We start from the raw sequence: 22,864 nt of genomic DNA on the forward strand, positions 1-22,864 counted from the left end.
CTGTTGCGCACGATTGAAAGGCGTTGTTTGCGCTATTCATTTGGCACAGGCCTTCGATCAACATGGTGATTTTCTGGCGTACCGCAGCCGTGCCCCCGTTGACTGGCCACTGCCACTGCTTTGATACTTCAACGGCAACATACCAAAAAAATCCCCAAGGAGACATCGTGAAAACTTTCCGGTTGAATGCCTGCGCGGCAGGTATGGCCTTGCTCGTCCTCTTTTCCGGCTGGTTCGCCGGCAATGCCCATGCGGCCGACTTCGGACTTACTGAAGACAGCAATTTCTACACCATCGACACCGGCGCCGGCCTGGTGTTCAAGATCCGCCGTACCGACAATGGCGTGAGCACGCAGTCCGCCGGCGACATCGCTTCGATGATTTACAACGGCGTACAGTACCAGGACCAGTCGCGCGGCAGCCAGGTGAATTCCGGCTTTGATTTCCTGTACACCGGCGTTTCCGCAGTCAGCGTAAACGCCACCACGCTCGGCCCCGACTTCATCAAGGTGGCGGTGCAGGCAGGCGGCCTGACGCACTACTATATCGCCCGCCGCGGCTATCCGCACATCTACATGGGCACCTATTTCACCAGCGAGCCAAGCACGCTGGGGCTGACACGCTATATCCTGCGCGTGCCGATTGCCGCCTTGCCGAACGGGCCTGTGCCATCGGATATCCGCAGCAATACGGGCGCCATTGAATCGGGCGATATTTTCGGACTTGCCGACGGCCAGACCCGCTCCAAGCATTATTCCAACAGGCGCCTGAAGGACTGGTCGTACATCGGCGCCACCGGTCCCGGCGTCGGCCTGTGGGTGGTGCGCGACAACAACGAGGGCAATAGCGGCGGCCCCTTCTACCGCAGCCTGCTGAACCAGGGCACCTCGACCACGCAGGAGATTACCTACATCGTCAACTATGGAGAGGCCCAGACCGAAGCGTTCCGGCCCGGCATCCTGAACGCTTATTCGCTGGTGTTCAACAACGGCAGCGCACCGACAACTCCCGACACCTCCTTCTTCGCCAGCATGGGCATGACCGGATTCGTCGGCCCTGAAGCGCGCAGCCGCGTGGCCGGCGTGGGCCTGCAGGGACGCGACACGCGCTATGAATACACGGTGGGCTTCTCCAATGCCACCGCCCAGTACTGGGCCAAGGCCGATGCGGCAACCGGCCACTTCGACAGCCCCGGCATGATTCCCGGCACCTACACCATGAAGGTCTACAAGAACGAACTGGTGGTCGATACGCGCAGCGTGACTGTGGCGGCGGGACAGACGGTGGCGCTGAACACCATCAATATCGCGGGCGATCCCAGCACCGCGGCAGCGCTCTGGCGCATCGGCGACTGGGACGGCACGCCGGCGGAACTGCTGAACGGCGACAAGGTCACCACCATGCATCCATCCGACGTGCGCATGGCTTCCTGGACGCCGGGCGACTTTGTGATCGGCAGTTCCAGCGCGGCCACCGGATTCCCGGCTTATCAATGGAAGAGCGTCAACGGCACCATCACCATCCGTTTCAACCTCAAACAAAGCCAGCTTGTGCCGCTCACGCTGCGGGCCGGGATCACCGTCGCCTTCGCAGGCGGGCGGCCCAAGGCACAGGTGAACGGCTGGGTCTCGGCCAACCCGGCCGCCTCCAGCCAGCCTTCAACGCGTACACTGACCGTAGGCACCTACCGTGGCAACAATACGCTGTACACCTTCAATATCCCGGCCAGCGAACTGGTGGTCGGCGAGAACGTGCTGACCCTCACCGCCATCAGCGGTTCCAGCGGCACCACTTACCTGAGCCCCGGCTACGCCTGGGATGCCGTCGACCTCATTCCTACGCCATGAACAAGATAAGACTACTCACCCTGTCGGCAGCGCTGGCCGCTGCCGCCGCAGTGCCGGGCGCGGCATCGGCAACCGTGATGCGTACCTTGGCTGCGCCGCCCTCCTCGCTGCACACCGCTACCTTCAGCGCAAATCTCGCGCTGTCGAATGATTATGTGGAGGACGGCCTGCTGTTCCATTTCAACGGTTCGGCCAACAACAACCAGTGCGGCTATGCCGGCATCAACTGCTATGACCAGCCATCGGACCTCAGTCCCTGGTTTTCGGGGAATTACATGTCGACATCGGGGAACAATGCCTACATCAGCATCAGGCGGGCAGACGGCAGCGATTTCCGCAGCATCGCCTTCGCCGCGGCGTCCGGCTACCTGACCGTGAACGGCTACTGGAGTACATGGAACGACAATGTGCGCACCGGCGCCGGCAATTTCACGCAGGCTGGCGGCACCCTGCTTGGGCTCTATGATGCGACGGGGTTCGACGAAGTGCGCTACTACGCCTTCTCCGGCGCCAACCGCAGCAGCGGCTGGAGCAGCCCGGCCATCGATGCAGTCCAGGCAGACATACCGGAACCCGGCGGCGCTTTGCTGCTGGGCGCCGGCCTGTTTGCCCTGGCCACGGTGCGCCGCAAGCGCGCCTAGAGCACGTCCAGCGGCGTGGCGCGCGTGGGCGGGGCGAACGCCTTGTCCAGCGAAGCCAGGTCCTCTTGGTCCAGGCGCAGCGTCATCGCGGCCGCGTTGGCGCGCACATGCGCTTCGCTGCTTGCTTTCGGAATCGGCATCACGCCGTCCTGCCGCAGCAGCCATGCCAGCGCAATCTGCGCGGGCGTAGCATGGTGACGCGACGCGATGGCCTGCAGCGCCGGTTCGGCCAGCAGGCGTTCCTGTTCCTTACGGTTGGATTCAAGCGGCGAGTAGGCCATCAGCAATATGCCGCGCTCCTGGCACCAGGGCAGCAGGTCCCACTCGATACCGCGACGACGCAGGTTATACAGCACCTGGTTCGCCTCAATGGCTTCGCCGCCGGCCAGCGCAGTCGCCTTTTTCATGTCCGACAGGTCGAAATTGCTGACGCCGAATTCATGGATCTTGCCGGCCTGCTTCAGGGCTATCAGCCCTTCCAGGGTCTCGGCGAAAGGCACGCTGCCTTGCCAGTGAAGCAAGTACAAGTCGATGTGGTCGACCTTCATGCGCTTCAGGCTCTTCTCGCACGCCGCCACCACGCCCTTGCGCGAAGCGTTCTGCGGCAGCACCTTGCTGACCAGGTAAGCCTCGCTGCGGCGGCCGGCAATCGCTTCGCCGACCACTTTCTCGGCGCCGCCATCGGCATACATTTCCGCCGTGTCGATGACGGTCATGCCGAGGTCCAGTCCCAGTTGCAGGGCGCGCACCTCGGCAGCCTTGTCGGCTGCCCGCTCGCCCATATTCCAAGTGCCCTGCCCGATCCTCGACAGCGTCATGGCGACCTCCGGAAGTGTTGCGTCAAGCCTCGATGGCGCTGGCCGACTTCGCGGACCAGCGGTACAGCCCTACGACCACGGCGCCAGCAACGGCCAGCGCGATCAGCATGGTGGTTGCCTCGCTCATGCTGTTGGCAATTGCCAGCGGTTCGCCTTTGTTGGTCAGCACGATCAGGCCAGCCAGGGCAACGTTGAACAGCGATTCACCGACAATAAAGCCGGACATCACCAGCACGCCCAGGCGGGAAGCTGCTTCGCCATGCTTCTTGTTGCGCATTGCTTTCTCGAAGAAGTAACCGGCGATTGCGCCCACCACCACCGGCGAGGTAACCGCCGACGGCAAGTAGATGGCCAGGCCGACGCCGAGCGGCGCACAGCTGTATTTGCGGTTGCTGGACTTCTTCAGGATGAAGTCGAGTGCAACCAGTGCCAGGCCGATCAGGGCGCCATAGCCGATCAGGTCCCATTTCAGGTCGCCGCCGATCACGCCTTTGGCCAGCGTGGAAATCAGGGTCGCTTGCGGGGCCGCCAGCGGCTGGTCGGAAATGGCATTGGCATTCGGTGCGCCCGCGAAGCCGTTCGCGTGGTTCAGCAGCTCCAGCACCGGCGGCACCACGCAGGAACCGGCGAACACGCCGATGATCAGGGCGACCTGCTGCTTCCAGGGCGTCGCGCCGACCAGCTGGCCGGTCTTCAGGTCCTGCAGGTTGTCGTTGCCGATCACGGCTACTGCCAGCACCACGGTGGTGACGAACAGTGCGAAAGCGATCAGCGCCTGGGCGGTATCCGGCCCCATGATTTCGCGGCCCACCCAGCCTACCGAGGTGGCGGCACCCAGGATCGACAGGATGGCCAGGCCGGATACCGGCGAATTGGAAGAGCCGATCAGGCCGGCCATGTAGCCGCACACCGCGGCAGCCAGCATGCCGGCAATCAGGATGTAGCCGATGCCCACCACGATCAGAGGGGTCGAGATCGAGGACAGCGGGCCGCCCGACAGGAAGGACGACAGCAGCCAGCCTGCCGGCACCATAGACAGAAGGGTCACCAGGCCGACGATGAAGATCGGCAGGTCCTTGTCTTCGCGCGGCACGTCGCCGCCGCCGGCCTTGGCGCGGCGTGCAGACTCCATCGCGGACTTCAGGCCGCCCACGACCGGCTTGGCCAGTGTCGCCAGCGTCACGATCGCGGCAGCGCCAATGGTGCCGGCGCCCATCATGCGCACCTGGCTGCTCCAGATGCCCAGGGCGTGGTCGGCCACCGATACGCCGGGAGCCGCCGGATTGGCCATGGTCAGCAACGGGACCAGGATACCCCATGCAATCACCAGGCCGACCAGCATGGCCATGCCGACCGCGATACCCATCAGGTGGCCGGCGCCCACCAGGGCCAGCGAGCTCGATGCTCCCAGGCCGGTGGCGCCGTTGCCGAATTTGACGAAATGCGCCACTTCAGCGGCAACCAGCTTGGCAGCGCCGAGGAAAGCGAAAATGGCGGAAGCCACGGAACCCCAGATCACCGCCCACAGTCCAGCCTTGCCCTCCTGCGCGCCGGCACGCGATTGGGTGCCGACTTTCAGCACTTCCGCCGCGGCCACGCCTTCCGGATACGGGAGGTCGGACTGCGACACCAGTGCGCGACGCAGCGGCATGGTGTACATCACGCCCAGCACGCCGCCGATGGCGCAGGCGCCAAAGGTTGGCCAGAAAGGAATTTTTGCCCACCAGCCGATCATCAGCAGGCCAGGCAGCACGAAAATCACAGACGCCAGCGTGCCCGCGGCCGACGCGATGGTCTGCACGATATTGTTTTCCTGGATCGTCGCATCCTTGAATGCGCTGAGCAGGGCCATGGAAATCACGGCAGCGGGAATCGAGGTGGCGAAGGTCAAGCCGACTTTCAGGCCAAGATAGACCTGCGCCGCGGTAAAGACCAGTGTAATGAGAATGCCGAGGGCGATGCCGCGGACACTGAATTCGAGCGGGTTGTTCTGCGACTGGTTGCTCATCTGGGTAATCCGTTGTGTTGATAAGGATGCAAAGTGGCCGGGATATTACGCCAGATTCGCGGCGCCGCCAAACAAATCAGTCGTCGTCGCCGGGATCGAGGTCGGGGAACAACACCGAGGTAAAGCCGAACTTGGAGAAGTCGCGGATCCGTGCTGGATACAGGATCCCCAGCAAATGATCGACCTCATGCTGTACCACGCGGGCATGGAATCCCTCGGCATCGCGCACGATGCGTTCGCCGAACTGGTCGTAGCCCTCATAGTGCAGGCGCGTATAGCGCGGCACAGAGCCGCGCAGGCCCGGCACCGACAGGCAGCCTTCAAAGGCCTCTACCATCTCTTCGCCGAGCGGCGTCAGCACAGGGTTGATCAGCACCGTTTCCGGCACTTGCGGCGCATCGGGATAACGCGTGTTGGCCTTGAAGCCGTAGATCACCAGTTGCAGGTTGACGCCAATCTGCGGCGCCGCCAGGCCGGCGCCGTTCGCCGCATGCATGGTGTCGAACATGTCCACGATCAGCGCATGCAGCTCTTTCGTGTTGAACTCGCGCACCGGCTCGGCAACGCGCAACAGCCGCGGATCGCCCATTTTCAGGATTTCACGCACGGCCATGCTTAGCCTCCCAGCAGCGCGAGCAAGCCCGCTTCATCAAGAATCGTCACGCCCAGCTCTTCGGCCTTGGCCAGTTTGCTGCCCGCCTCCGCGCCGGCGACGACATACGAGGTTTTCTTCGACACCGAACCCGACACCTTGCCGCCGGCACCTTCGATCAGGGCTTGCGCCTGGTCGCGGCTCATGGTCGGCAGCGTCCCGGTGAGGACGAAGGTCCTGCCGCTCATGGCGCCTTCCGCCTCGGCCACCTCGGGCAGTTGTGCCAGCAGCGCTTCGCGCAGCTCGTGCAGGGCCACCAGGCATTCGCGGTTGGCCTGTTCGCGCAGCCAGGCTTCAAGGCCCTGTTCCACGGTCGCCGGCAGGCCGAACACGTTATACACCGTCAAGTGCGACAGTGCCTCCAGCGTCATGCCCTGCTCTACCAGCTGGCGCGCGCGCGGCTCGGTCAGTTTCGGAATGCCGACGGCAGCCAGCAGCGCAACCGTGTCCAGCTTTTCGCGCAGCGCGGCCTTTGGAGCATGCTCCCCTTTCGGCGCCACGCCAGCGGCCAGCAGCGCATCCAGCGCCTCCTGGTTGCGCTCTTCGGCGAAGAAATCGGCAATCGATTCGGCTACCGTACCGCCGATATCAGGCAGCACGCGCAGCAGCGCCACGGGCGCCTTGCGGATCAATTCCAGCTTGCCCAGCCAGTCGGCCAGCGTCTTGGCGGTCGACTCGCCGACGTGGCGGATGCCCAGTGCGAACAGCAGGCGATCCAGGGGCGGGTTCTTGCTGGCGGAGATGGCGTCCAGCAGGTTTTCCGCCCACTTGGTCGGGACCTTGCCCTGGGCGACAGTTTCCGGCGTGGTGCCGTCTCGCTCGTCGGCCAGGCGCTTCATTTTCAGCAGGTCATCCAGGGTCAGGCGGTACAGGTCCGCCACGCCATGCACCAGGTTGCACTCGACCAGGTTGTCGATGTAGCGGTCGCCCAGGCCTTCGATATCCATCATGCGGCGGCCGCAGAAGTGGCGGATCGCCTCCTTGCGCTGGGCGGAGCAGAACAGGCCGCCGGAGCAGCGCGCGACCGCTTCGTCGGCCTCACGCACCACGTGCGAACCGCATACGGGACATTCGGCCGGCAGCGCCCACATCAGCGGTTCCGGCGCTGGGCGCTTCTCCAGCACCACGGACAGCACTTCCGGAATCACGTCGCCCGCGCGGCGCACGATGACCGTATCGCCAACACGTACGTCCTTGCGGCGCACTTCGTCCTCGTTATGCAGCGTTGCATTGGTGACAGTCACGCCGCCGACGAAGACCGGCGCCAGGCGCGCCACCGGCGTAATCGCGCCGGTACGGCCAACCTGTACCTCGATCGCCTGCACGGTCGTCAGCGCTTCTTCCGCCGGGAATTTATGCGCCAGCGCAAAACGCGGGGCGCGCGAAACGAAGCCCAGCGCACGCTGGTCTTCGAAGCGGTTGGTCTTGTACACCACGCCGTCGATCTCGTACGGCAGCGAGGGACGCGCTTTCCCGATGCGCTCGTAGTAGCCCAGCAAGCCATCCTTGCCGCGCACCACCTCGCGTTCGGCGCATACGGGCAGGCCAAGTTCGGCGTACCAGTCCAGCAGCGCGCTGTGCGTTGCCGGCAGTTCGGCGCCGGTCAGTTCGCCGATGCCATAGGCATAGAAGCTCAGCTTGCGCTGCGCGGTGATGCGCGAGTCGAGCTGGCGCAGCGCGCCGGCGGCAGCGTTGCGCGGGTTGACGAACTCTTTCTGGCCCAGTTCACGCTGGCGCGCGTTCAGGGCGGCAAAATCGGCCTTGAACATCAGCACTTCGCCGCGTACTTCCAGCACCGGCGGCGGCGCATCGGTATTCAGGCGCAGCGGGATGCCCTTGATGGTACGGATGTTGGCAGTGACGTCCTCGCCGGTGTAGCCGTCGCCGCGCGTTGCCGCCTGCACGAAGACGCCGTCTTCGTAGCGCAGGTTGATGGCCAGGCCGTCGAACTTGGCCTCGGTTGCGTATTCGACCAGTTGCACTGCGTCGAGTCCTTCGCGCACGCGGCGGTCGAAGTTCTCGATATCCTCGTCGTTGAAACCGTTATTCAGCGACAGCATCGGCACCGCATGCGTCACGGCGGCGAATTCCGCCAGGGGCGGCGCGCCCACGCGCAGGGTTGGCGAGTCGGGAGCCTGCAGCTCGGGGTGCGCCGCTTCAATCGACTGCAGTTCGACGAACAGCTTGTCGTATTCGGCATCGGGGATGGTCGGCGCATCCAGCACGTGGTAGGCGTGCAGGTGGCGGTTCAGCTCCGCGTTCAACCAGGCTGCGCGTTCGGCGGGTGTTGCGTGTTGGGTATTGCTCATGTTTCCGGTTAGCTGAACAGGCGCAGTGCGCGGGTGGAACCAGCAGGAATATCCGATGCAGCCATGTCGTCGTAGAACTCGCGCACCTGGCCGGCAATGCTGGCCAGGGTTTCGTCGGCCAGCGGCTGGTTGGCGTCATCGACAATGGTCGCATCCAGGCGCGCCATCAGGTTCTTGGCACAGCCGATCATCGAGCCAAAGCCGTCGCGTGCCGGAGCGACGCAAGGCACGTCCAGCAACAAGGTCAGGCGCGAAGTGGTTTCCTCGGCCAGCGTGACGTTGGTCGACAACGAGAACAAGTAGCCGCCCTCGCCGTCCGGCATGGCATAGCGGCCGTCCGGGCGCATGTCGAAGCCCAGCTTCTCCAATGCGCCGAGCAGGGTCGCTATGTTCCATGGAGCACCGTTGGAAGCGAGGTTCACGCCCAGCTGCGCATCGTGGTTGGCTACGAAGCGATGCAGGTTTTTCGCATCCTGCATGACTTCGATCATGTCCGGGATTTGCGGCTCGGCGCCGATTTCGTCGGACACGCTGCGCAGGCGCGTCACCAGCTCGGAGTATTCCAGTTCATTCAATGCGGTGCTGCGGCTGGCCAGCTGCACCCCGCCTTGCAATTTGGTGTACACCACGCCGTGGCGCACCGGTTCCCAGTCGCCGCTCACGGCCAGGCCAATGAAGTGGACAGGCTTGTTGCCGACAAAGCGCAGCTTCTGCAGGGCCGGCAGCAGTTTTTCGCCGCGGGCCGGCGCTTCCAGTTCCAGCGGCAGCAGGCAATCGATCAGCGGATCGACCAGGCAGGTGGCCAGTTCTTCGGCAGGCACGCCGGCATCGGCGGCGCGTACCGGCAGCACCGGCGCATTGCTGTCCGGTGCGATATTGGGCCCGGCGACGTTGCCGACATGGCCTCCGACATGTTCCGGCACGCCGTAGGCGCCCGAACCGGCGTCCGGCATCGGCACGTCGTCGAGGTGGAAGCGCGGTTCGGCGCGCACGCCGTCATCGCTGCGCATCAGGACATCGTCGTGCTGGCCGTCGAAGGCGCGCTCGACACGTTTCTTCAGCTTGTACTCCTGCCACTTGTTGTAGCTTATGACGCCAACGACGAACACGCCGCCGGCGGCAATCAAACTCATTTGGAAATCTGTAATCATGCGGCTTGAGCCTCTGTAGCAAATGATGCGGCGGATTCCATGTCCACCGCTACGATGCGCGACACACCTTGTTCCTGCATCGTCACACCGATCAGTTGATTGGCCATCTCCATCGCAATCTTGTTGTGCGAGATGAAGAGGAATTGGGTCTGTTCGGACATGCGCTTGACCATGCGGCAGAAGCGCTCGGTATTGGCATCGTCCAACGGCGCGTCCACCTCGTCCAGCAGGCAGAATGGCGCGGGATTCAAACGGAACATCGAGAACACCAGGGCCGTTGCGGTCAGCGCCTTTTCGCCGCCGGACAGCAGATGGATGGTGGCGTTCTTCTTGCCTGGCGGTTGCGCCATGACCTGCACGCCGGAGTCGAGGATTTCCTCGCCGGTCATGATCAGCTTGGCCTGGCCGCCGCCGAACAGGATCGGGAACAGTTCGGAGAAGCTCTGGTTGACGCGGTCGAAGGTGTCCTGCAACAGGTCGCGCGTTTCCTTGTCGATCTTGGTGATCGCATCTTCCAGGGTCGCAATCGCTTCGGTCAGGTCGCGGTTTTGCGCGTCCAGGAAATTCTTGCGCTCCGACGCGGTAGCCAGTTCGTCCAGCGCGGCCAAGTTGACGGCGCCCAGCGCGGTAATGGCGTTGGTCAGGCGGGTTACCTCGCCCTGCAGGTAGGAGGCCTTCATGTCCGGGTGCAGTTTTTCGGCCAGCGCGGCTTCGTCGGCCTGCACTTCGGCCAGTTGCTGCGCGAACTGTTCCTGGTTCAGGCGTGCGGCCTGCTCCTTCAGCTGCATTTCGGTGATCTTGTCGCGCTGCGGCTGCAAGCTGCGCTCGGACTGCATGCGCGAGTCTTCAAACTGGCGCAGTTGCTGCGTAATCTGGTCCAGCTCATGGCGGGCGTCGGCCAGCGCGCGCTCCTGCTGCGTGCGCCGGTCCAGCAGGTCCTGCAGGCCTTCGTTGGCGGTGCCGGCCTCCAGCCCTTCCAGCTCCAGCTTGCCGGCCTGCAGGCTTTCCGTCACCTGCGCGACTTGCGAAGTAGCGGTCGCAATATTTCGACGCAGCTCGTCGATGCGGTTGCGCCCCGATTTCTCGGCAAATTCAGCTTCCTGCGCCTTGCGTTCCAGTTCGCGCAGGGCTTCGCGGGCGTCGGCCAGGCGCTGCTCTTTCTGCATGAAGGCAGTCTGGCCATCTTCATGCTCGCCTTGCAGGTTGCCCAGCTCCATATCGAGCTGCTCGAACTTTTCTTCCGATTCCAGCTTTACCTGCATCTGCTCTTCTTCTTGCGCGGCGATTTCGGCGAGGTCGGTTTCGATCTGGTTGCTGCGCTGGTTGAAGCGGGCTTCGATCTCGGACAGCTTGACCACTTCCAGCTGCAGCGTATGCACGCTGGCGGTCAGGCTTTGCACCTTGGCGCGCAGTTCAGTGACCAGGCGGCCATGGTTGCCAAGCGCCGCATCGGCACGCACGGCGCGGCTGCGGGCTTCTTCAGCCAGCATCGATTGCGCGCGCAACTGCTTGGTGATGTTGTCGATTTCGTGCTGGCGGCCAAGCATGCCGGCCTGTTCGTCGTCCGCCGCATAGAAGCGCACCGACGATTGCGTAATGATGTGGCCCTGCTTCGTCACGAAGCAGCCGCCCGCCGGCAGCGTGCCGCGCGCGGCAAAGGCGCTGGCGTTGTCGTCGGCCAGGAACACATTGTGCAGCCAGTCCTGCAGCACGCCACGCAAGCCAGGATCGTTCAGCTTCAGCAGGTCGAGGAATGGACGCAGCGTCGCATCGCCCGATGCCGCAGGCGCAGCGGCGGCAACCGCAGGCGCGAACAGCGCCAGCTTGGCCGGCGGCGCATCGTTGAAGAAGTGCTTGGCCCATTCGATATTCGATACCTGTAACGCCGAAGTCCGTTCGCGCAGCACAGCCTCCAGGGCAGTTTCCCAGCCTTGCTCGATGTCGAGCTTTTGCCACAGGCGCGGCAGCTCGTTCAGTTCGTGCTTTTGCAGCCATGGCGTGATCTTGCCCTCGGTCTGGACGCGCTCCTGCAACTGGCGCAGCGCATTCAGCCGCGCTTCCAGCTGGTGGGTCGCGGCGGACTCGGATTGCACGGCTGCCTGCGCAGCCTGCCGTTCTTCCTCGAGCTTTGGCTGCTGCTCCAGCGCTTCCTCGAGCATCATGTTCTGCTCTTCCAGCGACTGCTGCTTTTCTTCGAGCTGCATCTTCAGGTTCGACAGGTGCGATGAATCCGGCATCGCCAGCCCGCCCTTCTCCTGCTGCAGGCGCTCCTTGCGCGTCGCCAGGCCGGCCAGGATGTTGGAAGCATTGCGCTGGTGCGCAGATTCCAGTTCCAGTTGCTGCTGCGCCTGCATGATGCGCGCGCGCGACTCCGTGCTCCGGGTCTGCGCCTCGCGCCATTCCTGCTCCAGCACCGGCAGCAACTCGCCCTTCTGCTCGGCCAGCATGCGCGCCTCTTCCACGCGCGCCGACAATTCCTCCAGGTTGATTTCCGCTTCGGCGACCTGGCCGCCGTATTCCTCCGCCTGCTGCGACCACTGGTCGCGCTGCGCGGTCAGCGTAGCCAACTGCTGCTGCAGGCGGGTGCGCGACTCGATCACGAACTTGATCTGCGCCTCAAGGCTGCCGATTTCTGCATTGGTCTGGTACAGGTGGCCCTGCGCCTGGTGCAGGCGGTCGCCGACAGCGAAGTGCGCCTGGCGCATCTGCTCCAGCGTCAATTCCACGTTGCGCAGCTTCGCGGTCTGTTCTTCCAGGTCGTTTTGCGCCTGCTCCATTTCGCGGAAATACTTCGCCTGCTCGGCCTGCGCCTCGTTCTTGCGCAGCAGCCAAAGCAGCTTCTGTTTTTCCTCCTGGTCGGATTGCAGCTGGTGGAACTTGGTCGCCACCGCAGCCTGGCCTTCCAGCTTTTCCAGGTTGTTAGTCAGCTCGCGCAGGATATCTTCCACGCGCAGCAGGTTTTCCCGCGTATCGTGCAGGCGGTTTTCTGTTTCGCGGCGGCGTTCCTTGTACTTCGAGACCCCGGCCGCCTCTTCCAGGAACACGCGCAGTTCTTCCGGGCGCGACTCGATGATGCGCGAGATCATGCCCTGGCCGATGATCGCGTAGGCGCGCGGCCCCAGGCCGGTGCCGAGGAAGATATCGGTAATATCGCGCCGGCGCACCGGCTGGCCGTTGATGTAATAGGTGGACGTGCCATCGCGCGTCAGCGTGCGCTTGACCGCGATTTCGGCGTACTGCCCCCATTGGCCCGACGCCTTGCCCTCGTTGTTGTCGAACACCAGCTCGACGGAAGCGCGGCCGGCCGGCTTGCGATGGGTGGAACCGTTGAAAATCACGTCCTGCATCGATTCGCCGCGCAGCTCGGAAGCCTTCGACTCACCCAAGACCCAGCGCACCGCGTCGATAATATTGGACTTGCCGCAACCGTTAGGACCAACCACGCCGACCAACTGCCCGGGTACCTGGAAATTGGTGGGATCGACGAACGACTTAAATCCCGACAATTTAATGGAAGATAGACGCACGTTTTATCTGTACTTCGCCCGCTGGGACGTGTTAAAAAAGTGGCTAATCATACCATTTTCCCTGTATAGCAAGAACAAAATGAAGACCAGAACCGCCATCCTGTTTGTATGCATGGGTAACATTTGTCGCTCCCCGACCGCAGAGGGTGTATTCCGGACCCGCGCCCAGGCTGCCGGGCTCGATTTGCACATCGATTCAGCAGGCACCCACGCATACCATATTGGCAACCCGCCAGACCCGCGCTCGACCCGGCATGCCGCTGCCCGCGGCTATGACCTGAGCGCACAACGCGCCCGCAAGGTGGCCGCGGAGGACTTCGAGCGCTTCGATTACGTGCTGGCCATGGACCACGACAACCTGGAGATGCTGCAGCGGGCCTGCCCCGCGCAACATCGCCACAAGGTCAGGCTGTTCATGGAGTTCGCCTCACGCTCCGGCTCGGACGTGGTGCCCGATCCCTATTACGGCGGCGCGAATGGCTTCGATACGGTGCTGGATTACATCGAGGACGCATCGGACGGCCTGCTGGCCGCCCTGCGCAAAACCTAGGCAGAAGTGCCGTTGGCCGGCAAATCGTGGTGATCGTCGTTGACGGCGGCGACACCGCCCATTGCCACCGACAGCGCTGCAGCCACCACGCCTTCGGTACGGATCAGGCGCACAGTGCCCTTGCGGAACTGCTCCGCCATCGCCTCGCCCGTGATCGAGAACGCCTCCTGGCGGCCCGTGGTGGAGAAGATGTAAAGCGTCTTGAGTGGACTGATCCAGGCCAGCTTGACCTTGCGCTGGCTGCCATCTTCCTGGTCGAATTCAAGCCACATGCCGCGCGTCAGGCTATCCACCTCGATCGCCGCATCGTCGTCCGGAGGCGGCGCCTCTTCCGCTTTTACTTCGGCTACAGCCTGCAGCTGCATGCGGCGCTCGGCATCCTTCTTCGCCACTTCCATTGCAAGTTCAACCTGGCGCTCGGGCGACATTTCAATCGGCGCACGAACGATCGAGGCATGGCACTCAGCCAGTTCGGCGAAGAATTGCAGGCGATCCGCATCCTGCCACTTGATCACGTCCAGCCATTTGTTCAGGGTGGACAGCAAGGTAGGCAGCTTGGCAATCAGGGTCTTGCGCTCGTCCTGGGTGATCTTCGGACGCACGCTCCAGATCAGGTCATCCATGGTCTGGGTAGCGTTGTTGACCGCGCCCGGCTTTTCGCCTTCGACGCTATAGGCAATGGTCAACACGGACACCCACTTGTTCTCCAGGAAGGCCTCGACGATCGCCACCACTTCGCCAGTGCCGATGCGCAGTGCCACGGCATCCTTGGCCGACTTGGCGGCCACCGACATCTTTTCCTGCTTCAGCGCCTTGGCGATCGGCTCCGCCATGGCGGCTGCAGCTGCCGCCTCCTCAGCCTTGATGGAGGCTTCCAGTTCATTGACCGCCTCGGTGAAGACGGTCATTTCCTCCTCGTGGTCCTCGCTGACCTTCTCCACGCTGCGCTGCATGGCCTTGTAGAGAGGATCGTCCGGGTCCTTGCGATTCTCCCAGCCCATGCGCGACAGCAGGTCGATCATGCGGCGTGCAGGATGCGCTTCCTGGAAGAAGAAATTCTTGTCAACCAGCGCGGCCTTCAGCACCGGGATCTGCAGGAAGCGGATCAGGTTGCGAATCTCGGGCGAAATGCTTTCGTCGCGGAACACCGTCTCGAACACTGCCGACAGCAGGTCGATCGTGCCTTCGTCGGCGCGAGTCAGGCTGCCGGCAGGCGCCTGCTCTTTAATCTGCGGCAGCAAGAACACATTGCTCATCGAGCCGCCACCAGTAACAAAGCCGGGGGCCGGCATCGCGCCGCCGCCGGCCTGCACGGGCCCCATAGCGAATCCTGGAGCCAGGCCCGCCGGCATGCCCGGCGCCGGCATCGCACTGCTATCGGCGCTGGCAAACACGGCGCCCTGCGGCACGCCGCGCTGCAACTGCGCCAGGAAATTCATCAGCGGCTCTTTGGCGCTGACCAGCGATGCGCGCTGGGCCGCTTCGTTATTGGCCCCGCCGTGGAAGCCCTGGGCCGGCCCCTGAACCCAGCCTCCCGCAGGCACTGCCACGCCACCCGGCACGCCCGGCACGGCGACGCCGCCCAGCATTCCGCCCGGGACGGCCGCTCCCGCACCTGCAACTGCTGGGCCGCTCGCCAGCGGCATGCCCGGCAGGCCACCACCGGGTACAACACCGCCGGCAGGAATCATCATGCCGCCCACGGCCGGCACGCCAGGGACGCCGGCCATCATTGGCGCGGCACCAGTTGCAACGCCCGGCGCCATGCCAACGCCACCAGGCATTGCCATGCCAGGCGCCGCGCCGGCCACATAGCCTGGCGCAGGCATTGGCTGCCCCGGCGCTGCCATTGGCGCTGCTGTCCCGGCACTTGCCGGCGCGGCAGCTGCCAGCGCCTCCGCTGTATGCGCAGGCGTACCATACAGCCCCGGCGTCACGCTCAGAGTAGGCAGTGACAGGTCGAGGTCGCCCAGTTGGTCAAATCCGGTCGGCGCTGCCTTGCCGCCCGGCGCATCGCCCGCACCAGAGAAGAATTGGCGCAATTGCTCCGCCAGCGCGGCCTGCTGGTTTTTCTTGCGAGATGACGCTTGCGACGCATCGTGCGAATCAGCGCGGCGTGACTTGTGTTTTTCGACCGAGCCCGGCCCCACGCCCTTGCGCTCGAGCGCTGAACTCAGCTCCTGCAGCATGGCGCCAAAATCGAAGAACTCTTCCGGACGCAGGAATGGCTTCATCAGCTCATTCGCCTCCTCATCCTTGATGAAATCGATCCACGCCTGCTGGAAGGCGCCGAGGAAGACTTCCGGCCGGAAGGGGTTCTGGTTAATGCGCAGGATATCGCGGTCCAACAGGAAGGCCAGGCGCACATTCAGGGTGGCGAGGCCATCGGAATACTTGGCTTCAAACGGCTTGCTGAAGCTGCCCAAGGTCACCTTGGTATCCATTTCCTCCATGGACACCAGGGACAGGGACTCAGCCACCTTGCGCACCGGCGCCTTCTGCCCTGGCGCCAGTTGCGCGATTTCCAGCCGCAGGTCGTTTTCCAGTTGCCTGGCGAAGATGCCGAGGAAGGCGTAGTGATCGGTGCGCAGCCGGTTGCCGGCGCGCAAGCGCGCTTGCAGTGTCTTGACGTCGACTGCCTCGCCCGCGTCCACCAAGCTGCCCGCCCATTGGGTGGACAACTCATTGAACTGATCACTGATGTGCTTATTGACCAGGCTAATCAGGTTTTCCAACAAGGCATGCCGCGGCGTGACCGCTTTTTGGGGCGCCGAAGATGTGTGGTTTTCTGGAAGCATGGTCTGGCCTGACTTTGGTGGTTATTCACATTGTCGCAGATTCTTTCCACATGGCAATAGGCAAATCAAAAGAATCTGCAAATATTTTCGGCGATGTGGTCAAACGGTTGGGTTTGCACCACAATGGTGCAAGGTCATGTCCTACACGCCGGTCAGTTGTATTCCGATTCACCTTTACTATTGCAGAAAGCATGATGAAGTTCCGATCCTTCAGAAAGGAACTGTCATGAAATCCAGGCAAAAATCCAGCAAGCAGAGTTCGAGCTCGGGCACACGCCAAAGCGCCGACCAGGGTTCCCGTTCGGGAGCCCAGCCGGCCAGCCAGCAGTCCGATACCGGCCGTCAGAGCAAGACGGACAAGAAGACACCTGCCAGCCGTAGCGGCAATCGCTAGATGACGGGCGCGGCATAGGGGGCCTGGGAGTTCGCTTCCAGGCCCTGTCGTTTCAGATATTGCGCTTCAGATGTTCGTTACGCGCTTGCCCTTGGGCGGCTTGAAGTCGGCCACGTCGTTGACGAGACCGACCTTGGCAGCTTCCTGGGCAGTCAGGTGCAGGTCTGAATAGGCGTGGATATTCCAATGTTCGTCGGTCAGACGGACATGTTTGCGCAAGATCGATTCGGTGCGGGCGTCGTCCGCCTGCAAGCCTTCCACAATGATGCGCAGCGCATCTGGCCGCGCTCCGTGCGGCGCACTTGCATGCGACTTGTGCACCATGAAACGCGCGGTTTCGCTGGCAAAGCGTTCGTCGCCGGACAGGAACAGGATGACGGCAATGGAAGCCACCGCTCCGCCGTTATACGTGACGATCTTGATCGGCAAGTTGCGCAGGTAATTGTGCAGGCACAAGCCGTCGCTCACGTAGCCGCCGTTGGACTGGATCAGGATGTGGGCGGTTTCGATCCCATCCTCTGTCATGTCCGCCACCGCATCGAACATGCGGTGCACCATATCGCTGTTCACGTCGCCGGACAGGGTGAACCAGGCCTCGGTATCGCGTTTTTGCTTTTCTTCGCTCATGGTCGCTCCACTCTGTAAATGGATGTCCGGTCATTCTAGCGCAGACCGCCATCCAGGCGTGCCCTCCTCAGTCATTAGCCAGCACATCCTCCAGGCATCGCGCCACCAGCAGCTTCGCCGAGCAGCGTGACAACTCGGGCTCAACTACCGCCTTGATCCGCTCCCGCAAAGGGCTCGACAGTAGCCCGAAGCGCTGCTCCAGCAACTCCAGCAACATTTGCCGTCGCCCCATCAATTGCCCTTGCTCCAAACCTTGCTCCAAACCTTGCTCCAGTCCTCGCACCCGTCCTTGCGCCTCACCACGCTCGACAGCGTCCCTCACCATGGAATTAACGTACGGCATATTCAACCGCCTTTCCAGCTCACCTAACGCCGCCTCATAGCGAGCTTTCTGCGGCTCAGGCAAGTACATTCTTTCGGCGGCGGATCGAAGTCGAGCAATTTGATTGTTGTAAATTCAATCGACTGACGCGTTCCCCAAGCCTCACAAACGAAGGAATTCGGGCGCCAGCCCTGGCCTTGCGTCACGGCTTACTTTGCCCAATTCCTGGTCGTGAAACTGCGGGTTCACGGCCCAATCGATTGCCGCCTCCAGCCAGGGGCAGAAGATGGCAAGAAATTCCCTGTAATAGCGTTCAACCGCGGCTTTCCAGGGATTGTCATAGTCGTCGTTTGGCGTTTTCATGACCATTGGACCAACGGCCCAGCGGCAAGTTCCCCGGGGCCGCAAGATTGACTTTATTGCCCTCCTGTCATATAGTCGCAAGTCTTGATCGGGAGAGACCAGCTGCCGCTGGCGCCGAAGGGGCATTACCCAGAAACTCTCAGGCAAAAGGACCGAACAAGGGCCCCATGGGCTAAAACTCTGGAGAGCGGTCCGCCATGGCGCAGGGCCCACCGAAGGGGCGTGCGGGATTACCTTCCCGTTATCTCTCAGGTACCAAGGACAGAGGGGTAGGCGTATTCATGTTTACGTTTATTAACCCCTATTCTCTGCCCCGAGGTATCAATGACGCTCAAAGCAACCCCACTCAACAACGCTCATCGTGCCCTCGGCGCCCGCATGGTCGACTTCGGCGGCTGGGACATGCCGGTCAACTACGGCTCCCAGATCGAAGAGCACCATGCCGTGCGCACCGACGTCGGCATGTTCGACGTGGCCCATATGTGCGTGGTTGACATCAAGGGCGCCAACGTGCGTTCCTTCCTGCGCGGCCTGGTCGCCAACAACGTCGACAAGCTGCAGGTATCGGGCAAGGCCCTGTACTCCTGCATGCTGACCCCGGAAGGCACCGTCATCGACGACCTGATCATCTACTTCATCAACGAAGAGTGGTTCCGCCTGGTGGTCAACGCCGGTACCGCGGAAAAAGACATCGCGTGGATGAACAAGCAGAACGAAGCCACCAATGCCGGCCTGACCATCACCCAACGCCGCGACGGCGCCAACGCCATGGCCCTGATCGCCGTGCAAGGCCCGAACGCCCGCGCAAAAGTGTGGGAAGTGATCCCGCAAGCCAAGGAAGCCACCGCTGAAATGAAGCCATTCAACGTGGCGCTGGTGCCAGGCACCGCCTTTGGCGAAGCCATGGTGGCCCGCACCGGCTACACCGGTGAAGATGGCTTCGAAATCGGTGTCGCCGCGGAACAAGCTGAAAACCTGTGGAATGCACTGAACGCGGCAGGCGTCAAGCCGGCCGGCCTGGGCGCGCGCGACACCCTGCGCCTGGAAGCCGGCATGAACCTGTACGGCCAGGACATGGACGAAACCGTGAACCCGCTGGACGCCGGCCTGGCATGGACCATCGACCTGGTCTCCGAGCGCGACTTCATCGGCAAGGCGGCCCTGCAAGCGAAAGGCCAGAACGCCCAGTTCGTCGGCCTGATCCTGCGCGAAAAAGGCGGCGTGCTGCGCGCCCACCAGAAAGTCATCGCCCCCAACGGCGACACTGGCGAAATCACCTCCGGCACCTTCTCCCCTACCATGCAGCAGGCCATCGCGCTGGCGCGCGTGCCGATGGGCGTGAACGTGGGCGACACCGTGCACGTGGAAATCCGCGACAAGAAGCTGGCCGCCACCGTCGTGAAGCTGCCTTTCGTCCGTAACGGTAAAATCCTGGTTGCTTAAGCCAGACCCGCAAAACCAAACAATAACCTTAGCCTTGGAGCCAACATGAGCAACATTCCAGCAGACCTGAAGTACACCGAGTCCCACGAGTGGGTACGCGCTGAAACGGACGGCACCGTGACCGTCGGCATCACCGAATTCGCGCAAGACGCCCTGGGCGACATCGTGTTCGTCGAGCTGCCAAAAGTCGGCGCATCGTTCACCGCCGGCGACGACGCTGCCGTGGTGGAATCGGTGAAAGCCGCTTCCGACATCTACGCGCCGGTCTCGGGCGAAGTGGTTGCCGTGAACGACGCCGTAGTCGGCGCGCCTGAATCGATCAACGCCGACGCCTATGCGAACTGGCTGTTCAAGATCAAGCCAAGCGACGCCAACGCCATCAACGGCCTGCTGGACGCCGCTGCTTACGGCAACGTAGCGCACTAATTACCGCATTACCGGGCCCGCTGCGTGCGGGCCTTTTCACATTCTGGCCAAGAGATTTCCCACCATGACCCGCACCAGCCTGACCCAACTTGAAGCCCGCGATGCCTTCATCGCCCGCCACATCGGCCCGGAAGCCGCAGAACAGCAGCAAATGCTGGACGTGCTCGGCTACGCAACCCGCGCCGCCCTGATCGATGCCATCGTCCCGCCGGGCATCCGCAACAAGAATGACCTGCCGCTGGGCCAGTTCTTCCAGCCGCTGCCGGAGAACGAAGCACTGGCCAAGCTGAAAGGCATCGCTTCCAAGAACAAGGTGCTGAAATCCCTGATCGGCCAAGGTTACTACAACGCCCACACCCCGGGCGTTATCCTGCGTAACATCTTCGAAAACCCAGCCTGGTACACCGCTTACACCCCGTACCAGCCGGAGATCTCCCAGGGCCGCCTGGAAGCGATCCTGAACTTCCAGCAGGTGCTGATCGACCTGACCGGCATGGCCATCGCCAACTCGTCCATGCTGGACGAAGGCACCGCCGCTGCCGAAGCCATGACCCTGATCCAGCGCGTCGGCAAGTCCAAGTCGAACACCTTCTACGTCGCCAACGACGTGCTGCCGCAGACCCTGGAAGTAGTGCAGACCCGCGCCGAGCCGCTGGGCATCACCGTCAAGACCTTCGACCCGTCCGAGCTGGCCGGCGTGACCGATGCTTTCGGCGTGCTGCTGCAATACCCGGGCGTGAACGGCGTTGTGCGCGACTACCGCGCTGCCGTCGAAACGGTCAAAGCTTCCGGTGCCATGGTGATCGTTGCCGCCGACCTGCTGGCCCTGACCATGCTGACCCCTCCGGGCGAATGGGGCGCCGACGTTGTGGTCGGCAACTCGCAGCGCTTCGGCGTGCCGCTGGGCTTCGGCGGCCCGCACGCCGGCTATATGGCCACCCGCGACGAATACAAGCGCTCCATGCCAGGCCGCCTGGTTGGCGTGACCATCGACCAGAACGGCAACAAGGCTTACCGCCTGGCCCTGCAGACCCGCGAACAGCACATCCGCCGCGAAAAAGCGACCTCTAATATCTGTACCGCACAGGTGCTGCTGGCCGTGATGGCTTCGATGTACGCCGTCTACCACGGCCCGAAAGGCCTGAAGCAGATCGCCGAGCGCACCCACCGCTACACCGGCATCCTGGCCGCCAACCTGAAGTCCCTGGGCTACTCGGTCAACGACACCTTCTTCGACACCCTGACCGTCGCCACCGACAAGGCCAACGAACTGCACGCAGCCGCTGTTGCCGCCGGCATCAACCTGCGCAAGATCGACGCCAAGCACGTTGGCGTGTCGCTCGACGAAACCTGCGACCGCGACACCCTGGCAGCGCTGTGGAACGTGTTCAGCGGCGGCAAGGCTGCGCCGGACTTCGACGCAGTTGAAGCATCGGTCGGCGCCAGCTTCCCTGAAGCGCTGGCACGTACCTCCGCTTACCTGGAGCACCCAACCTTCAACCGCTACCACAGCGAAACCGAAATGCTGCGCTACCTGCGCTCCCTGGCCGACAAGGACCTGGCGCTGGACCGCACCATGATCCCGCTGGGCTCCTGCACCATGAAGCTGAACGCCACCAGCGAAATGATCCCGGTGACCTGGCCTGAGTTCTCGTCGATCCACCCGTTCGCACCGAACGACCAGACCGTCGGCTACCGCGAAATGATCGCCCAGCTGGAAGAAATGCTGTGCGCCGTGACCGGCTACGCCGCTGTCTCGCTGCAGCCTAACGCCGGCTCGCAGGGCGAATACGCCGGTCTGCTGGTGATCAAGAAGTACCACGAATCGCGCGGCGAAGGCCACCGCAACATCTGCCTGATTCCATCGTCGGCACACGGAACCAACCCTGCTTCCGCCGCCATGGTGGGCATGCAGGTTGTGGTGACCGCCTGCGACGACAAGGGCAACGTTGACCTGGTGGACCTGAAAGCCAAGGCCGAGCAGCACTCCAAGAACCTGGCCTGCGTGATGGTGACCTACCCATCCACCCACGGCGTGTTCGAAGACGGCATCACCGAACTGTGCGAAATCATCCACTCGCACGGCGGCCAGGTTTACGTGGACGGCGCCAACATGAATGCACTGGTTGGCGTGGCCGGCCCAGGCGCGTTCGGCGGCGACGTATCGCACCTGAACCTGCACAAGACCTTCTGCATCCCTCACGGCGGTGGCGGCCCAGGCGTCGGCCCGATCGGCGTTGGCGCACACCTGGCCAAGTTCCTGCCGAACCAGCGCTCCAACGGCTACGTGCGCAGCGAAGACGGCATCGGCTCGATTTCGGCCGCACCGTTCGGCTCCGCATCGATCCTGCCGATCTCCTGGATGTACATCGCCATGATGGGCGGCGAAGGCCTGACCGCAGCCACCGAAACCGCGATCCTGAACGCCAACTACGTCGCACGCCGCCTGGCGCCGCACTTCCCCGTGCTGTACTCGGGTCACGACGGCCTGGTGGCGCACGAGTGCATCCTGGACCTGCGTCCATTGACCGACGCCACCGGCATCAGCAACGAAGACGTGGCCAAGCGCCTGATGGACTTCGGCTTCCACGCACCGACCATGAGTTTCCCGGTTCCGGGCACGCTGATGATCGAGCCGACCGAATCCGAGTCCAAGGTTGAACTGGACCGCTTCATCGACGCCATGATCGCCATCCGCGCCGAAATCGCCAAGGTGGAATCGGGCGAATTCGACAAGCTGGACAACCCACTGAAGTTTGCCCCGCACACCGCTGAAGTACTGCTGGCAGACAAGTGGGACCGCAAGTACAGCCGCGAAGTGGCCGCCTATCCTGTGCCGTCGCTGCGCAAGCAGAAGTACTGGCCGCCGGTTGGCCGCGCCGACAACGTGTATGGCGACCGCAACCTGTTCTGCGCCTGCATTCCAGTCAGCGATTACGCATAAGCGCGCTTGCCTGAAACCGGTGAATCCGGGTCGGACCCTTGGGT

Annotated in this window: 17 protein-coding genes and 2 riboswitches; of the genes, 7 read left to right on the forward strand and 10 right to left on the reverse strand. The window is 63.0% G+C overall.

From position 1 onward, the window contains the following. Positions 1–167: 167 nt before the first annotated feature. Together ACN9MW_RS18525 and ACN9MW_RS18530 are read left to right on the forward strand one after the other, a co-directional pair. Complete coding sequence (locus ACN9MW_RS18525) at positions 168–1,847, forward strand: rhamnogalacturonan lyase B N-terminal domain-containing protein (RefSeq protein WP_426161939.1); 1,680 nt, start codon at positions 168–170, stop codon at positions 1,845–1,847. Further along, entirely contained in the window at positions 1,844–2,488 is a 645-nt protein-coding gene (locus ACN9MW_RS18530; protein WP_426161941.1) for a PEP-CTERM sorting domain-containing protein, read from the forward strand. The genes ACN9MW_RS18525 and ACN9MW_RS18530 overlap by 4 nt, the downstream gene beginning before the upstream one ends. Here the strand turns inward: ACN9MW_RS18530 and ACN9MW_RS18535 are convergent. From ACN9MW_RS18535 to smc, 6 genes are all read right to left on the reverse strand, one after another. Then, positions 2,485–3,306: an aldo/keto reductase gene (locus ACN9MW_RS18535; RefSeq protein ID WP_426161942.1), complete on the reverse strand. Its 822-nt coding sequence runs from the start codon at positions 3,304–3,306 to the stop codon at positions 2,485–2,487. The genes ACN9MW_RS18530 and ACN9MW_RS18535 overlap by 4 nt on opposite strands. A 22-nt stretch (positions 3,307–3,328) precedes the next feature. Continuing rightward, positions 3,329–5,314: an OPT family oligopeptide transporter gene (locus ACN9MW_RS18540; RefSeq protein WP_426161943.1), complete on the reverse strand. Its 1,986-nt coding sequence runs from the start codon at positions 5,312–5,314 to the stop codon at positions 3,329–3,331. Between the two features lie 76 nt (positions 5,315–5,390). Next, on the reverse strand, positions 5,391–5,927 hold the full coding sequence (gene def, locus ACN9MW_RS18545) for a peptide deformylase (protein ID WP_426161944.1): 537 nt from the start codon (positions 5,925–5,927) through the stop codon (positions 5,391–5,393). Positions 5,928–5,929: 2 nt separating this feature from the next. Continuing rightward, positions 5,930–8,275: an NAD-dependent DNA ligase LigA gene (gene ligA, locus ACN9MW_RS18550; RefSeq protein ID WP_426161946.1), complete on the reverse strand. Its 2,346-nt coding sequence runs from the start codon at positions 8,273–8,275 to the stop codon at positions 5,930–5,932. Positions 8,276–8,283: 8 nt separating this feature from the next. After that, entirely contained in the window at positions 8,284–9,408 is a 1,125-nt protein-coding gene (locus tag ACN9MW_RS18555) for a cell division protein ZipA C-terminal FtsZ-binding domain-containing protein (protein WP_426161948.1), read from the reverse strand. 14 nt (positions 9,409–9,422) lie between these two features. Then, the gene (smc, locus tag ACN9MW_RS18560; RefSeq protein ID WP_426161949.1) at positions 9,423–12,953 is read right to left on the reverse strand and encodes a chromosome segregation protein SMC; all 3,531 of its coding nucleotides are present in this window, start codon (positions 12,951–12,953) and stop codon (positions 9,423–9,425) included. Positions 12,954–13,032: 79 nt separating this feature from the next. On the opposite strand from smc, the gene ACN9MW_RS18565 reads away from it, so the two are divergent. After that, complete coding sequence (locus ACN9MW_RS18565; protein WP_426161950.1) at positions 13,033–13,503, forward strand: low molecular weight protein-tyrosine-phosphatase; 471 nt, start codon at positions 13,033–13,035, stop codon at positions 13,501–13,503. On the opposite strand, the gene ACN9MW_RS18570 is transcribed toward ACN9MW_RS18565, so the two are convergent. After that, entirely contained in the window at positions 13,500–16,238 is a 2,739-nt protein-coding gene (locus ACN9MW_RS18570) for a DUF1631 family protein (protein WP_426161952.1), read from the reverse strand. The two genes, ACN9MW_RS18565 and ACN9MW_RS18570, sit on opposite strands and share 4 nt — an antisense overlap. Before the next feature lie 289 nt (positions 16,239–16,527). Here ACN9MW_RS18570 and ACN9MW_RS18575 point away from each other — a divergent pair, with 289 nt between their 5' ends. Further along, positions 16,528–16,695 (forward strand): hypothetical protein, encoded by a 168-nt coding sequence (locus tag ACN9MW_RS18575; protein ID WP_165402207.1) that lies wholly within the window; start codon positions 16,528–16,530, stop codon positions 16,693–16,695. A 66-nt stretch (positions 16,696–16,761) separates the two neighbouring features. On the opposite strand, the gene ACN9MW_RS18580 is transcribed toward ACN9MW_RS18575, so the two are convergent. The 3 genes from ACN9MW_RS18580 to ACN9MW_RS18590 all read right to left on the reverse strand — a co-directional run bounded on the left by ACN9MW_RS18580 (position 16,762) and on the right by ACN9MW_RS18590 (position 18,007). Beyond that, positions 16,762–17,322 (reverse strand): ATP-dependent Clp protease proteolytic subunit, encoded by a 561-nt coding sequence (locus tag ACN9MW_RS18580; RefSeq protein WP_426161953.1) that lies wholly within the window; start codon positions 17,320–17,322, stop codon positions 16,762–16,764. 67 nt (positions 17,323–17,389) lie between these two features. After that, on the reverse strand, positions 17,390–17,734 hold the full coding sequence (locus ACN9MW_RS18585; protein ID WP_426161955.1) for a hypothetical protein: 345 nt from the start codon (positions 17,732–17,734) through the stop codon (positions 17,390–17,392). 72 nt (positions 17,735–17,806) lie between these two features. Continuing rightward, positions 17,807–18,007, reverse strand: a complete 201-nt coding sequence (locus ACN9MW_RS18590) for a hypothetical protein (protein ID WP_426161957.1) — start codon at positions 18,005–18,007, stop codon at positions 17,807–17,809. Between the two features lie 79 nt (positions 18,008–18,086). Next, positions 18,087–18,172: riboswitch (glycine riboswitch) on the forward strand. 5 nt (positions 18,173–18,177) lie between these two features. Beyond that, a riboswitch (glycine riboswitch) is annotated at positions 18,178–18,282 on the forward strand. Between the two features lie 49 nt (positions 18,283–18,331). Here ACN9MW_RS18590 and gcvT point away from each other — a divergent pair. From gcvT to gcvP, 3 genes are all read left to right on the forward strand, one after another. Next, positions 18,332–19,450 carry a glycine cleavage system aminomethyltransferase GcvT gene (gene gcvT / locus ACN9MW_RS18595; RefSeq protein WP_426161959.1) on the forward strand — a complete coding sequence of 373 codons (1,119 nt, stop codon included), beginning with the start codon at positions 18,332–18,334 and terminating at the stop codon, positions 19,448–19,450. 45 nt (positions 19,451–19,495) lie between these two features. Continuing rightward, positions 19,496–19,876, forward strand: coding sequence for a glycine cleavage system protein GcvH (gcvH, locus tag ACN9MW_RS18600; RefSeq protein WP_426161960.1), 381 nt, complete (start codon positions 19,496–19,498; stop codon positions 19,874–19,876). A gap of 64 nt (positions 19,877–19,940) precedes the next feature. Further along, positions 19,941–22,820 (forward strand): aminomethyl-transferring glycine dehydrogenase, encoded by a 2,880-nt coding sequence (gene gcvP, locus ACN9MW_RS18605; RefSeq protein WP_426161961.1) that lies wholly within the window; start codon positions 19,941–19,943, stop codon positions 22,818–22,820. Positions 22,821–22,864: the final 44 nt, after the last annotated feature.

The organism is Pseudoduganella sp. R-34 (assembly GCF_049904655.1).
Taxonomy (GTDB): domain Bacteria; phylum Pseudomonadota; class Gammaproteobacteria; order Burkholderiales; family Burkholderiaceae_D; genus Rugamonas.